The following is a 14,373-nucleotide window of genomic DNA, read 5'->3' as shown; positions in this document are numbered from 1 at the left end:
GAGCACATATGGCTCGCGTAAAACGTGGTGTAGTTGCCCGTGCACGTCACAAGAAAATTTTGAAACAAGCTAAAGGCTACTACGGTGCGCGTTCTCGCGTATACCGCGTTGCCTTCCAGGCTGTTATCAAAGCTGGTCAGTACGCTTATCGTGACCGTCGTCAGAAAAAGCGTCAGTTCCGTCAACTGTGGATTGCGCGTATCAACGCAGCAGCACGTCAGAACGGTATTTCTTACAGCAAATTCATCAACGGCCTGAAAAAAGCCTCTGTTGAAATCGACCGTAAGATCCTGGCTGACATCGCAGTATTCGACAAAGTAGCGTTCACCGCTCTGGTCGAAAAAGCGAAAGCAGCTCTGGCATAAGCCGGTGAAAAGAGGGAGCCTGGCTCCCTCTCTTTTATTTGTAGTGCAATCAATTGGTTGACAATTTATCCGTAAGCCTTTTCAATAAAGGTTGTCCGGTTTTTACCACACAAGGTAACGCAAGCATGAATGCTGCTATTTTCCGCTTCTTCTTTTACTTTAGCACCTGAACTCAGGAGGCTTGCGCGTGAAAGAAGAAACGGAAAACAGCGCCTAAAAGCCTCCCTGGTGGAGGCTTTTTTTATACACGTTATCCTTCAGGCTGCCTCTGCGTTGGCTGCAGTCGCTTACCCCAGTCACATATTTGTCTGAGGATTAGCGCTCTACTGCTGTCTTGACTCAGCCAGAATGATTTTGTGTATATACGAGCGACTAGTGAATATCGCAACATAACGAGGAAAACCATGTCACATCTCGCAGAGCTGGTTGCCAGTGCAACGGCCGCCATTAACCAGGCTTCAGATGTTGCCGCGTTAGACAATGTCCGCGTCGAATATTTGGGCAAGAAAGGGCACCTGACCCTTCAGATGACTACCCTGCGTGAACTGCCGGCAGAAGAGCGCCCGGCAGCAGGTGCGGTGATAAACGAAGCCAAAGAGCAGGTTCAGCAAGCGCTGAACGCGCGTAAAGCCGAATTAGAAAATGCCGCGCTGAATGCTCGTCTGGCTGAAGAAACTATCGATATCTCCTTGCCTGGGCGTCGTATCGAAAACGGCGGTTTGCATCCGGTAACGCGGACTATCGATCGCATTGAAAGTTTCTTTGGTGAGCTGGGCTTTACCGTGGCGACCGGTCCGGAAATTGAAGATGACTATCATAACTTCGATGCGCTGAACATTCCTGGCCATCACCCGGCGCGCGCTGACCACGACACTTTCTGGTTTGATGCGACTCGTCTGCTGCGCACGCAGACTTCCGGCGTGCAGATCCGCACCATGAAAGAAAAACAGCCGCCGATCCGTATTATCGCTCCGGGCCGCGTATATCGTAACGACTACGATCAGACGCACACCCCAATGTTCCATCAGATGGAAGGTCTGATTGTTGATACCAACATCAACTTCACCAACCTGAAAGGCACGCTGCACGATTTCCTGCGCAACTTCTTTGAAGAAGACCTGCAGGTTCGTTTCCGTCCTTCCTACTTCCCGTTCACCGAACCTTCTGCGGAAGTCGATGTGATGGGTAAAAATGGCAAATGGCTGGAAGTATTGGGTTGCGGAATGGTTCATCCGAATGTGCTGCGTAACGTCGGTATCGATCCGGAAATCTACTCTGGCTTTGCATTCGGTATGGGTATGGAGCGTCTGACCATGCTGCGTTACGGCGTAACCGATCTGCGTTCTTTCTTCGAAAACGATCTGCGTTTCCTCAAACAGTTTAAATAAAGGCAGGATAAAACAATGAAATTCAGTGAACTGTGGTTACGCGAATGGGTAAACCCGGCGATTGATAGCGATGCGTTGTCAAACCAAATCACGATGGCGGGTCTGGAAGTTGACGGTGTGGATCCTGTTTCTGGCGCGTTCAACGGCGTTGTGGTGGGCGAAGTGGTTGAGTGCGCTCAGCATCCGAACGCTGACAAACTGCGCGTCACCAAGGTGAATGTCGGCGGCGACCGCCTGCTGGATATCGTCTGCGGTGCGCCAAACTGCCGTCAAGGGCTGAAGGTGGCTGTAGCAACCGTTGGTGCCGTTCTGCCGGGCGATTTCAAAATCAAAGCCGCAAAACTGCGCGGTGAGCCGTCTGAAGGCATGCTGTGCTCGTTCTCCGAGCTGGGTATTTCTGACGATCACAACGGTATTATCGAACTGCCTGTCGATGCACCAATTGGTACCGATATCCGTGAATACCTGAAACTTGACGATAATACTATCGAAATCAGCGTCACTCCGAACCGCGCCGACTGCTTAGGCATTATCGGTGTGGCACGTGACGTTGCTGTACTGAACAAAGCCCCTCTGGTTGAGCCGGAAATAGCGCCAGTAGCCGCAACCATTAGCGACGTCTTGCCGATTCAGGTCGACGCGGTGGAAGCCTGCCCACGCTATCTGGGCCGCGTGGTGAAAGGCATTAACGTTAAAGCGCCAACCCCGCTGTGGATGAAAGAAAAACTGCGTCGTTGCGGCATCCGCTCGATCGATGCCGTGGTTGACGTGACTAACTATGTGCTGCTCGAATTAGGCCAGCCGATGCACGCATTCGACAAAGACCGCATTGAAGGCGGGATTGTTGTCCGCATGGCAAAAGAAGGTGAAACCCTGGTATTGCTGGACGGCAGTGAAGCGAAGCTGAATGCGGATACGCTGGTGATTGCGGACCATAACAAAGCGCTGGCAATGGGCGGCATCTTTGGTGGCGAGCACTCCGGTGTGAATGATGAAACGCAAAACGTCCTGCTGGAATGCGCGTTCTTCAGCCCGCTGTCTATTACCGGTCGCGCACGTCGTCACGGTCTGCACACCGATGCCTCTCACCGCTATGAGCGTGGTGTCGATCCGGCGCTGCAACATAAAGCCATGGAACGTGCTACGCGCCTGCTGATTGATATCTGCGGCGGCGAAGCGGGTCCAATCATTGACGTGACGAACGAAGCCTCGCTGCCAAAACGCGCAACCATTACGCTTCGCCGTAGCAAACTTGATCGTCTGATCGGACACCATATTGCGGATGAGCAGGTGAGCGATATTCTGCGCCGTCTGGGTTGTGATGTTACGGAAGGGCAAGATGAGTGGAAAGCGGTAGCGCCGAGCTGGCGTTTCGATATGGAGATCGAAGAAGACCTGGTCGAAGAAGTCGCCCGCGTATACGGTTATGACAATATCCCGAATACGCCAATTCAGGCGGGTCTTATCATGGGTACGCATCGTGAAGCGGATTTGTCGCTGAAACGCGTAAAAACCATGCTGAATGACAAAGGCTACCAGGAAGTTATTACCTACAGCTTTGTCGACCCGAAAGTCCAGTCGCTGCTGCACCCGGGTGAAGAATCGCTGCTACTGCCAAGCCCAATCTCGATTGATATGTCGGCAATGCGTTTATCCCTGTGGACCGGCTTGCTGTCTACGGTAGTGTACAACCAGAATCGTCAGCAAAACCGCGTGCGTATTTTCGAAACGGGTTTACGTTTCGTACCGGACACGCAGGCCAATCTCGGGATCCGTCAGGATCTGATGCTGGCGGGCGCGATCTGCGGTAACCGTCATGATGAACACTGGAATCTGGCAAAAGAGACCGTTGATTTCTATGATCTGAAAGGCGATCTGGAAGCGGTTCTCGACCTGACCGGCAAGCTGGCGGATATTCAGTTCAAAGCTGAAGCGAATCCAGCACTGCATCCGGGGCAGTCTGCGGCGATTTATCTGAAAGGTGAACGCATTGGTTTCATTGGGGTTGTTCATCCTGAACTGGAACGTAAACTGGATCTGAACGGTCGCACTCTGGTGTTTGAACTGGAGTGGAACAAGCTCGCAGACCGCGTGGTGCCTCAGGCGCGTGAAGTTTCTCGCTTCCCGGCGAACCGTCGCGACATCGCAGTCGTTGTGGCAGAAAACGTTCCCGCTGCGGATATTTTATCCGAATGTAAGAAAGTTGGCGTAAATCAGGTAGTTGGCGTAAACTTGTTTGACGTGTACCGCGGTAAGGGTGTTGCGGAGGGTTATAAGAGCCTCGCTATCAGCCTGATCCTTCAGGATACCAGCCGTACACTTGAAGAAGAGGAGATTGCCGCTACCGTCGCCAAATGTGTAGAGGCATTAAAAGAGCGATTCCAGGCATCATTGAGGGATTGAACCTATGGCGCTTACAAAAGCTGAAATGTCAGAATATCTGTTTGATAAGCTTGGGCTTAGCAAGCGGGATGCCAAAGAACTGGTCGAGCTGTTTTTCGAAGAGATCCGTCGTGCTCTGGAAAATGGTGAGCAGGTAAAACTCTCTGGTTTTGGTAACTTCGATCTGCGTGATAAGAATCAACGTCCGGGCCGTAATCCGAAAACGGGCGAAGATATTCCCATTACAGCACGGCGCGTGGTGACCTTCAGACCCGGACAGAAGTTAAAAAGCCGGGTTGAAAACGCAACGCCGAAAGAAGAGTAATCTGAACTAACTAAAAAGGCCGCGAATGCGGCCTTTTTTCTTAGTGGGCCAGAAGGAAAAACAGCCCGGTCAGTGCTGCGCTCAGCAGGTTAGACAACGTGCCCGCCAGGATCACTTTAAGCCCCATTTTAGCAATGAAACTTTTTTTCCCCGGCACAATCCCCCCCAGTACGCCAATCAATGCAGCAGGAGAGGACAAATTGGCAAAACCAGCCAGCGCCATGATCGTTATTATCTGCGAATATTCCGACAGTTGGTCTTTCATTGGAATAAAGCTGGTATACGCGACGAACTCATTCAACACCAATTTTTGACCTAACAGGCTGCCAATTTGCAAGACTTCGTTAGCGGGAATGCCCAACAGCCAGGCAACCGGAGCAAAGAGGTAACTAAAGATAAATTGTAGCGTGACGTTACCATAGCCGAAAAAGCCACAAAACCAGCCCAACAAGCCGTTCACCATAGCAATTAATGCAATCAGTGCCAGAAGCATTGCCCCCACGTTAGCGGCTAGCTTCAGCCCGATAGTCGCGCCATTTGTCGCCGCTTCAACGATGTTGATAGGCTTTTCCTCTTGACCAAGCATATCGCCTGACACGTCGGCAGTATTTTCGGGTTCCGTTTCTGGAAACAGCATTTTCGCCATTAACAGACCGCCTGGCGCTGACATAAAAGAGGCGGCTACCAGATAGCGAATTTCGATCCCCATACTGGCATAGCCAACCAGCACTGAGCCTGCGATAGAGGCAACACCACCTGTCATGAGGGCAAACAGTTCTGAGCGCGTCATGCGTGGCGCATAAGGCTTCATCAGGACGAAGACGTCAGTATTGCCCGCAAAAATATTGGCCGTTGCAGCCATGGATTCTGCCGGGCTGGTGCGCAGCAGTTTATGGATACCCGTACCGATGAGGCGGATAATCCACTGCATGATGCCCAGGTAGTACAGCACGGAGAACAATGCTGACATAAAAATGATAATCGGCAGAACATGCACGGCAAATACAAACCCCATTTTGAACTGTCCGAGATTACCGAAGAGAAAGTTAATCCCTTCCGACGAATAGTTCAGCATGCCTGACAGACTGTTTGATATGGCGAGTAAGATTTTTTCCCCTAAGGGGACATACAGGATAAATGCAGCAAAAAGAGCCTGGATTGCAAAGGCGCCGCCAACAGTGCGAAACCGGATAGCTTTGCGATTTTCTGAACATAGCCAGGCAACGAGTAACAGGACAACAATGCCAAGTATGACGATGAGTATCTGCATGGTTTATCCCTCATCGGCATCAATGATGCTACGGAAAAGATCTTTAAAGAGAGCATCCCGTTCAATAAATTTTGCGACCTGAATGACGTGACGGCGGTTATCAAAACTCCAGCTCAGATTGTCATTGATCAAAGGGGATGTACGGTATTCACAGGTGAACCAGTCAGGATTCAGGACATAGCCAACCGTAGTGATATCCCAAATGACTTTGCGGGATGCAAAACCAATCCAGGGGCATCGCGGGGCAATTTCAGCAAAGTAGCTACCAATGCGGCTGGTCTCTGCAAAATAGTACTGCATCTCTGGGACCGATGAGGCCATAGTGTTAGCCACGCCAAAGCAGGGGATTTGGGTGAGCGCTACGCCACTATCAAAAAGTACCCGACTCGCCGCAATGTCCTGCATCAGGTTGAATTCATGATTATCTTTCCAGGCATAACTGTTACCCCCAAGCCAGATGACATGAATCTTTGTGACGATGTCCGGCGCGAGGAGCAGTGCGTTAGCGATATTGGTCGGCGCGGCGATTGCGAGTACATGTAATGTTTGCTCAGCCGTTCTTGCCCGGTTAATCAAATCCTGTACTGCTGCTGACATCTCCGGCTGGTTGCTATCTTTCAGATAGCGTGTTGAACCCTGGAATATTTGCGGTATGTTTTCGCGGCGGGGGAGTTTGTTAAATACGCGATAGATCTCATCGACGCTCAGTTGCATGCCTACTGCGGGATCGTCAACATATGTGTGCGAGCCCTCTTTACCAAAATAGTGGTTGGTAAACGGAGCGGCGTAAACAGCTTGCAGATCGAGGCGCTCCGGGTGTAAGAATGCCCAGGCAATGGCCATCTGATCGTCAATTTCATTGTAGGTATCGCTGTCAATAACGATAGGTACTTTGCCATACTTAGGTGGCGTAATTAAGGCAATACGCTGCGCTGAAGTTAATTCAGGCCAGTGGATACTTAACATCGTTAATGTTCCTTAAGTTAGAAGTCGTAGGCCAGTCGATAAATGAGAATATCGCCATATCCATCCGCACCAAGTTTGTTATAAAAGTATCGATACATTAATGTGGTGGATATATGAGGCATGATTTTCCAGGTAATATTCAGGCCGCCGTTTAAACCATTGCTACCATGATTGTTAGCGGTATAGTCATCATTACGGTCAAGTTCTATTTCATTCCAATTGGACAGTAAGAAGTCCTGGTTGAGAAGATTGAAAGCATAGCCAGCGTTCCATCCGATTGAGAAACCATTGAGTCCATTAATATCATAAGCTGGGCCAAAATTACTGTGCGCGGTAATGTACTGACGAGCAATCCAGGGTTTAAACCACCATCCATCGCCTTTCAGGTCGGTATAGCCAAGCCCAATAAATTGATTCGTCTCTTTAAAATTGGGGCTTTGCGAATTATAGACTTTTGTAAATAAGCTGGCACCTGTTTTCCAGAGGTAGGTATGGATTTCACCATTCGCAGTCTGCCCCTGATTTCCCTCGTCATCTAGAATGTTTTCAAAATCATAAAAACCGTACATTTCACCCCAATCAAAACCAATACCTCCCTCAATACCAATTAAGGCTTGTTCATATTCGAGGTCTTTAACACCGGCATCCCAGGATTGATAGTCAAAATGTATATTCCCCCAGCCGTATTGTTGTTCAGCTAATGAGGAAAAAGCTACGCACGATAATAAAGCCCCGAAGGCGATTTTTTTCATTCCATATCCCTATTTTGGTGGTGGGTTAATATCAGTATTTATTACAAGCTAATCGTTTTAATACGAGTTCATGGGATGGCATATTGGCTGCACCTTCACGCTCTACGGCCAGTGCTGCAAATACACAGGCGTAATGAATTGCGTTGGCAATATTTTCTCCACAGGCAAGTCGTGCAGCGAGTGCACCATTAAATGCATCACCGGCGCCGGATGTATCAATATTAACGGCGGGATATGCCGGGAACTGTTGGTGTGTAGATCCATCAAATAACCAGCACCCATCTTTGCCTAACGTAATTAGAATATATTGTGGTCCCATTTGGTGCATGGTTTCGGCGGCCTGACGAATATCGTCTGGCGTACGAATAGCCTTGCCAATAATCGCCTCTGCTTCTGTGAGGTTTGGGGTCAGGATGTGTGTCCAGCGGAGAAGATCTGTCACTTCCTTGCGCCATGGCGCTGGATTCAGGATTGTCATCACCCCTGCGGCATGTGCGAACTTAATAGCTTGAGCTGTAGCGTCAGGATTGTTTTCCATCTGCGTCAAAAAAACATTGGCGGTGCCTATCTCGTCATAACAGGATATAATTTCTTCACTCGTTATTTCCTGATTAGCCCCTGGATTAATAACGATTACATTATCGCCAGCCTCTTCGGATATCATCACTACGGCACTGCCGGTTGGTGCATCACTTTTGGTAAAGATGGTTAGCTTTTCTAATCCTACGCCATTTAAAAAATGCTGGGCTTTGGTTGAAAACTCATCTTCACCTAATTTGACTGTAAAATAAGTGCGAGCATTGGCTTGTGCGGATGCTATCGCCTGGTTGCTGCCTTTCCCTCCGGGTAAACAACAGGAAAAAAGCGCGCGCGTAGTTTCCCCTGAAATAGGAAAACGGTGAAGCCGATATACTAAGTCAGTATTAAATGAACCCAGAATGTAAACTTTCCCATTGTTTTCGTTCATTGATATTTCTCGTTCGATCTTTGATTGGTTAATGATGATGTTTTGGTGCAAATAAAGAGAGTTATTCTCATATAATGGGAATGCATTGTCGTGATTATATACAGCACCTCCATAGCATGAGCGGACATGTCCTGTTTTTACGAGGTCATTGATGTCGCGGCGGAGTGTTCTTTCCGTAACATCAAGTACCTTAACAAGAGATGATATTTTTACACTTCCTTGTTTTTTGAGTAGTGTTAAAATATAGCGAAGACGCTGTTTTTTGTAACGACAGGGCATCTAATCCTCACTTTTCATGAATGTGATGAGAGGTCCATGTAATAAGTTTATTTTGTCTGCGTGTTAATTTTTTGTGAATGAATTTATTTGTTGAATAAATAGTTAAAGATCTGATTACCACTAAGTACACCGATGATACCAAATACACCAGGCCAGGCAGCAGGGGCTGGAATGGGGAGTTTTATTAATGTAAATATGAAACCAATAATTGCACCGGCAATAAGCGAAAGAATTATATCCATAAGATAATTCCTGAGGGTGTTATGATGATATGAAGACTACACAATATATTTACGTATTGATGAGAAGACAATCACACAAAACTTCTGCAACCGGACATCTTGTCCGGTTGTGGTTATTTATTTAATCTCAGGAACGATATTAATAATGACAGCTACTACCTGGTATTGCTGCCAGCATTGCATTATGCAAAAGACTAAGGAAGGTGCGAATAAGCAGGTCATTTCTTCCCAAGCTGACTCGCTGATTAAAATTTCGCGGATCTGGGCCGATTTTTTTCCCGCAAACACATCGAATCAGCCTATTTAGGCTATTTTTTCCACCATTTCTGGCGTTATTTCCGGTTTTTACTGAGATCTCTCCCACTGACGTATCATTTGGTCCACCCGAAACAGGTTGGCCAGGGTGAATAACATCGCCAGTTGGTTATCGTTTTTCAGCAGCCCCTTGTATCTGGCTTTCACGAAGCCGAACTGCCGCTTGATGATGCGAAACGGGTGCTCCACCCTGGCACGGATGCTGGCTTTCATGTATTCGATGTTGATGGCCGTTTTGTTCTTGCGCGGATGCTGCTTCAAGGTTTTTACCCTGCCGGGACGCTCGGCGATCAGCCAGTCCACATCCACCTCGGCCAGCTCCTCGCGCTGTGGCGCTCCTTGGTAGCCGGCATCGGCTGAGACAAATTGCTCCTCTCCATGAAGCAGATTACCCAGCTGATTGAGGTCATGCTCGTTGGCCGCGGTGGTGACCAGGCTGTGGGTCAGGCCACTCTTGGCATCGACACCAATGTGGGCCTTCATGCCAAAGTGCCACTGATTGCCTTTCTTGGTCTGATGCATCTCCGGATCGCGTTGCTGCTCTTTGTTCTTGGTAGAGCTGGGTGCCTCAATGATGGTGGCATCCACCAAAGTGCCTTGGGTCATCATGACGCCTGCTTCGGCCAGCCAGCGATTGATGGTCTTGAACAATTGACGGGCCAGTTGATGCTGCTCGAGCAGGTGGCGGAAATTCATGATGGTGGTGCGATCCGGCAGGGCGCTATCCAGGGATAATCGGGCAAACAGGCGCATGGAGGCGATTTCGTACAGGGCATCTTCCATGGCACCGTCGCTCAGGTTGTACCAATGCTGCATGCAGTGAATACGCAGCATGGTCTCCAGCGGATAGGGCCGTCGGCCATTGCCCGCCTTGGGATAAAACGGCTCGATGACAGCGGTCATATTCTGCCATGGCAGAATCTGCTCCATGCGGGAGAGGAAAATCTCTTTTCGGGTCTGACGGCGCTTAGTGCTGAATTCACTATCGGCGAAGGTGAGTTGATGGCTCATGATGTCCCTCTGGGATGCGCTCCGGATGAATATGATGATCTCATATCAGGAACTTGTTCGCACCTTCCCTAAGGTTCATGCTGTTTTGGGCCATTGCCTCATTTGCGGTAGAGCTTCCTTCCATGTTTTTTGCTTTCATCGTAAAATTAATGAGATAACCCATAAAAAAAGTATAAACATGCAACCTTTTGCACAATTACAACGTCGGCGAGACCGATACTGGTTAGGCACTTTATCGCTGTTGCTATTGGTCATGCTCGTGATTAGCTTATGCGCAGGAGAACAGTGGATCGCCCCCGGCGACTGGTTCAGCGCCCGCGGCGATCTGTTCGTCTGGCAAATCCGATTTCCCCGTACCCTCGCCGTTTTGCTGGTAGGCGCTGCGTTGGCCTTATCTGGCGCAGTGATGCAAGCTCTCTTTGAAAACCCGCTCGCAGAGCCTGGATTACTGGGCGTGTCTAATGGCGCGGGCGTCGGGCTCATCGCGGCGGTGCTGCTGGGGCAGGGGCAGCTCCCCGGCTGGGCGTTGGGCTTATGCGCCATCGCTGGGGCGCTGATTATCACGCTTATTCTGCTCCGTTTTGCCCGCCGTCATTTGTCTACCAGCCGTCTGCTGTTGGCGGGGGTGGCGCTGGGCATTATCTGTAGCGCGCTGATGACATGGGCCATCTACTTCTCCACTTCTTTTGATTTGCGACAGCTAATGTACTGGATGATGGGGGGCTTTGGCGGCGTTGACTGGCATCAGGCCTGGCTCATGGTGGCGTTGATTCCGGTGCTGGTGTGGATCTGCTGTCAGTCGCAGCCGATGAATATGCTGGCGCTGGGGGAGACTTCTGCACGTCAGTTGGGATTGCCATTATGGTTCTGGCGCAACCTGCTGGTGGTCGCCACGGGCTGGATGGTTGGCGTAAGCGTGGCTCTGGCGGGAGCGATTGGCTTTATTGGGCTTGTGATCCCACATATTCTGCGGCTGTGCGGCTTAACCGATCATCGCGTGTTACTGCCGGGCTGCGCGTTGGCTGGCGCTATCGTATTACTGTTGGCTGATGTTGTCGCGCGTCTGGTGCTGGCCTCGGCTGAGCTGCCAATTGGCGTGGTGACGGCCACCATGGGCGCACCGGTATTTATCTGGCTATTGTTAAAAGCCGCGCGCTAGAACGCGTTGATTCGGTCTATGATTAAAAACTGAAAATCCACCTGTTGTTCTGGAGATGCTATGCAAAACACTATCCTCGATACAGACGTGACGACCATCGACGGCGAGGTGACCTCAATGCAGCCGTATGCCGGAAATGTGCTGTTAATCGTCAACGTTGCTTCAAAATGTGGTCTAACGCCGCAATATGAGCAACTGGAGAATCTGCAGAAAGCCTGGCATCAGCAGGGCTTTACCGTTCTTGGGTTCCCCTGCAACCAGTTTCTGGGCCAGGAGCCGGGCAGTGAAGAGGAAATAAAAACGTACTGCAGTACCACCTGGGGCGTTACCTTCCCGATGTTCAGCAAAATTGAGGTCAACGGCGAGGGACGCCATCCGCTGTATCAGAAACTGATTGATGCCGCGCCAACCGCCGTCGCGCCTGCGGATAGTGGATTCTATGAGCGAATGGCGAGTAAAGGTCGGGCGCCGCTCTACCCGGACGATATTCTGTGGAATTTCGAGAAGTTTTTAGTGGGTCGGGATGGTCAGGTACTGCAACGATTTTCACCCGATATGACGCCTGAGGATCCTGTTCTGGTGCAATCCATCAAGACGGCGCTGGCAAACTAATGTCTCGATTGATGCAGCTACAGGAGGTAGCAGAATCGACCCGACTCGGCCCGCTTTCTGGTGAGATAAAAGCAGGGGAGATCCTGCATTTAGTGGGACCTAACGGCGCAGGAAAGAGCACGCTGTTGGCGCGAATGGCGGGGCTGACGACCGGCAAGGGCAGCATCACCTTTGGTGATGTGTCATTGGATGAATGGCCGGCAGCAAAGCTGGCGCAATATCGCGCTTATCTTGCGCAACAGCAAAACCCGCCGTTTGCGATGCCGGTCTGGCATTTTCTGACGCTGCATCAACCCGATAAAGCACGCACCGATCTGTTACAGGAAGTCGCCGATGCGCTTGGGCTTGGGGATAAGCTGGGACGCAGCGTGAATCAGCTCTCCGGCGGTGAGTGGCAGCGCGTGCGCCTGGCTGCGGTTATCCTGCAGATTTGCCCACAAGCGAATCCATTCGGCCAGCTTTTGCTGCTGGATGAGCCGATGAACAGCCTGGACGTGGCGCAACAAAATGCGCTGGAGCGGATGCTGGGTCAGCTGTGTTTGCAGGGCATCGCGATTGTAATGAGCAGCCATGACCTTAATCATACCTTACGTCATGCGCACAAGGCCTGGCTCCTCAAACGCGGGAAGCTGCTTGCCAGTGGTGCTCGTGATACGGTACTAACGCCGGCCAATCTGTCTGCGGCTTATGGCGTGAACTTCCGTCGTTTGGATATTGAAGGCCACAGAATGCTCATATCAACCACTTAAGTTAAATGGGTTCTTGAAAATCATATAATTTCCACGCTAAATTGACATAAAAATATAATTCAGAGGATTCGTCCTGAATGCGCTTTTGGCTTCTTTTCATCACAGCATTGTTTTTGGCGGGCTGCAGCAGCCATCGTGCTCCTGCGCCAAATGCCCGCTTGTCGGATTCTATCGCCGTTATCGCCGGGCTTAATGACCAGCTACAAACCTGGCATGGCACACCCTATCGTTATGGCGGCATGAGCCGTAGCGGAGTGGATTGTTCTGGATTTGTATTGATGACAATGCGCGATAAATTCGATCTGCAACTCCCGCGTGATACGCGCACGCAATCAAAAATTGGTACCGAAATTGATAAAGATGATTTGCTGCCCGGCGATCTGGTGTTCTTTAAAACCGGTTCTGGGGAAAGCGGTCTGCATGTCGGAATTTACGATACCAATAATCAATTTATTCATGCCTCAACCAGCCGTGGTGTGATGCGCTCGTCACTGGACAACGTTTACTGGCGCAAAAACTTTTGGCAGGCGCGACGTATTTAATCCTCATCAGTCACGAGGCTGCCTACGGCTGAGCAGCCTCGACATTTCCATTTGTTAGTAACTTCTTATTTCTGCCGCCAGCCGGACAATACCCCTGAACATTAAGAGCGTATCTTGCTAAAAATATGATTTATTCCGAGATATTAAAAAGTGCAAAGCTGGATATTCGCTTATAATCAGGATAAGCTAAAAAAAAGGGATTCGATTTACTGGCTATAAAGGGAAAAATGAAAGGGCCTCTACTTGCATCAGCAATAACGTATTTCTCCATCCTTTGCTACAGGATGCCGGATAACACCTATGCAGAGGGGCTGGCACGATGATTGTTTCAATGGATACTCTTTATCATTCAGAGTTCTCTTTTCTCCCTGCGAGAAACGAAAAAGGCGATCTTGAATACGTAGATATCATTACCAGTTTTGCCAGTGCGCAGGGGGATGTGCGTATACCCACCGAGCTGGTCCTACCTCGGATGTCGGACGAAGAGCAATGTCGCTTATTTACCGAAAAGCTTGAATTAATCGAAACGTGCCAACATTTTTTTATTCAACGAAAGGTTTCTGCCTGGATTAATTTAACGCCGGCAATTGCTAATACTTTATTATCAGATGCTAAATTTGCTTCACAAGTTGAACGATTGTCATTTCTGGAACTGGCTATTAATGAAAACTATCCAGAGTTAAATAATGGAAAAGCGAATCCAACGCTGGCAGCACTGGCGGCGCGATTTCCATTAGTACTGACAAACTATGGTGCTGGCGGCATATCAAACCGGGCAATTTTTGATGGGTTGTTCAAACGCGTCGTGCTCGATAAAAACTTTGTTCAACAAAGGATTACACATATTTCGTTTGAGCCATTTATGCGGGCTATCCTGGCACAGCTATTTCCCAGCAGTGAGTCAATTATCATTAGCGGTATTGATACACCCGAGATGTTAGCGCGCGTACTGCCTTTGGGATTCAGCGCCATGCAGGGCGCGCTGTGGCCTGCTGTGCCCCCCGCGCAGATAATTTCGCTTGCGAAGATATAACCCTCATATTTGCTGG

At 49.7% G+C, this 14,373-nt stretch carries 17 protein-coding genes and 1 other annotated feature; of the genes, 10 read left to right on the top strand and 7 right to left on the bottom strand.

Annotated features, from left to right (window positions below):
- The first annotated feature begins 8 nt into the window (after positions 1-8).
- The 5 genes from rplT (at position 9) to ihfA (ending at position 4,460) form a co-directional block, all read left to right on the top strand.
- Positions 9-365 carry a 50S ribosomal protein L20 gene (gene rplT, locus HV350_RS14120; RefSeq protein ID WP_003030578.1) on the top strand — a complete coding sequence of 119 codons (357 nt, stop codon included), beginning with the start codon at positions 9-11 and terminating at the stop codon, positions 363-365.
- Positions 366-485: 120 nt separating this feature from the next.
- Positions 486-610, top strand: a sequence feature (Phe leader region).
- Positions 491-535: a pheST operon leader peptide PheM gene (gene pheM, locus HV350_RS26520; RefSeq protein ID WP_001386830.1), complete on the top strand. Its 45-nt coding sequence runs from the start codon at positions 491-493 to the stop codon at positions 533-535. Its footprint overlaps the feature before it by 45 nt.
- Before the next feature lie 159 nt (positions 611-769).
- Entirely contained in the window at positions 770-1,753 is a 984-nt protein-coding gene (gene pheS, locus HV350_RS14110) for a phenylalanine--tRNA ligase subunit alpha (RefSeq protein WP_016152865.1), read from the top strand.
- Positions 1,754-1,768: 15 nt separating this feature from the next.
- Positions 1,769-4,156, top strand: a complete 2,388-nt coding sequence (gene pheT / locus HV350_RS14105) for a phenylalanine--tRNA ligase subunit beta (protein WP_181598302.1) — start codon at positions 1,769-1,771, stop codon at positions 4,154-4,156.
- A gap of 4 nt (positions 4,157-4,160) precedes the next feature.
- On the top strand, positions 4,161-4,460 hold the full coding sequence (gene ihfA, locus HV350_RS14100) for an integration host factor subunit alpha (RefSeq protein ID WP_003030571.1): 300 nt from the start codon (positions 4,161-4,163) through the stop codon (positions 4,458-4,460).
- Positions 4,461-4,500: 40 nt separating this feature from the next.
- On the opposite strand, the gene HV350_RS14095 is transcribed toward ihfA, so the two are convergent.
- The 7 genes from HV350_RS14095 to HV350_RS14070 form a co-directional block, all read right to left on the bottom strand.
- Positions 4,501-5,730, bottom strand: coding sequence for a NupC/NupG family nucleoside CNT transporter (locus tag HV350_RS14095; RefSeq protein WP_181628749.1), 1,230 nt, complete (start codon positions 5,728-5,730; stop codon positions 4,501-4,503).
- A 3-nt stretch (positions 5,731-5,733) separates the two neighbouring features.
- The gene (locus HV350_RS14090) at positions 5,734-6,696 is read right to left on the bottom strand and encodes a nucleoside hydrolase (protein WP_053389680.1); all 963 of its coding nucleotides are present in this window, start codon (positions 6,694-6,696) and stop codon (positions 5,734-5,736) included.
- 17 nt (positions 6,697-6,713) lie between these two features.
- Complete coding sequence (locus HV350_RS14085; protein ID WP_016152869.1) at positions 6,714-7,448, bottom strand: outer membrane protein OmpK; 735 nt, start codon at positions 7,446-7,448, stop codon at positions 6,714-6,716.
- Between the two features lie 31 nt (positions 7,449-7,479).
- A complete protein-coding gene (locus HV350_RS14080) occupies positions 7,480-8,694 on the bottom strand; it encodes a PfkB family carbohydrate kinase (RefSeq protein ID WP_181628747.1) in 1,215 nt (404 codons plus the stop codon).
- 83 nt (positions 8,695-8,777) lie between these two features.
- Positions 8,778-8,936: a DUF1427 family protein gene (locus tag HV350_RS14075; protein WP_016152871.1), complete on the bottom strand. Its 159-nt coding sequence runs from the start codon at positions 8,934-8,936 to the stop codon at positions 8,778-8,780.
- Positions 8,937-9,075: 139 nt separating this feature from the next.
- Entirely contained in the window at positions 9,076-9,300 is a 225-nt protein-coding gene (locus HV350_RS26840) for a hypothetical protein (protein ID WP_346267092.1), read from the bottom strand.
- Complete coding sequence (locus HV350_RS14070) at positions 9,282-10,262, bottom strand: IS5-like element ISKpn26 family transposase (RefSeq protein ID WP_000019450.1); 981 nt, start codon at positions 10,260-10,262, stop codon at positions 9,282-9,284. Before HV350_RS14070 ends, HV350_RS26840 begins: the two co-directional genes overlap by 19 nt.
- Before the next feature lie 178 nt (positions 10,263-10,440).
- Between HV350_RS14070 and btuC the strand changes: the two genes are divergently transcribed.
- The 5 genes from btuC to HV350_RS14045 all read left to right on the top strand — a co-directional run bounded on the left by btuC (position 10,441) and on the right by HV350_RS14045 (position 14,357).
- Entirely contained in the window at positions 10,441-11,421 is a 981-nt protein-coding gene (btuC, locus tag HV350_RS14065; RefSeq protein WP_032931198.1) for a vitamin B12 ABC transporter permease BtuC, read from the top strand.
- A gap of 60 nt (positions 11,422-11,481) precedes the next feature.
- The gene (locus tag HV350_RS14060; RefSeq protein WP_181628745.1) at positions 11,482-12,033 is read left to right on the top strand and encodes a glutathione peroxidase; all 552 of its coding nucleotides are present in this window, start codon (positions 11,482-11,484) and stop codon (positions 12,031-12,033) included.
- Positions 12,033-12,782 (top strand): vitamin B12 ABC transporter ATP-binding protein BtuD, encoded by a 750-nt coding sequence (gene btuD / locus HV350_RS14055; RefSeq protein ID WP_181628744.1) that lies wholly within the window; start codon positions 12,033-12,035, stop codon positions 12,780-12,782. The genes HV350_RS14060 and btuD overlap by 1 nt, the downstream gene beginning before the upstream one ends.
- 77 nt (positions 12,783-12,859) lie before the next feature.
- Positions 12,860-13,324: an NlpC/P60 family protein gene (locus HV350_RS14050; protein ID WP_003832591.1), complete on the top strand. Its 465-nt coding sequence runs from the start codon at positions 12,860-12,862 to the stop codon at positions 13,322-13,324.
- Positions 13,325-13,643: 319 nt separating this feature from the next.
- Complete coding sequence (locus HV350_RS14045) at positions 13,644-14,357, top strand: EAL domain-containing protein (protein WP_019076659.1); 714 nt, start codon at positions 13,644-13,646, stop codon at positions 14,355-14,357.
- The last annotated feature ends 16 nt before the right edge of the window (positions 14,358-14,373 follow it).

Source organism: Citrobacter sp. RHBSTW-01013 (genome assembly GCF_013781985.1).
Taxonomy (GTDB): Bacteria; Pseudomonadota; Gammaproteobacteria; order Enterobacterales; family Enterobacteriaceae; genus Citrobacter; species Citrobacter braakii.
The sequence above is the reverse complement of the archived record's forward strand: the minus strand, read 5'-3'. Positions and strand labels throughout refer to the sequence as shown.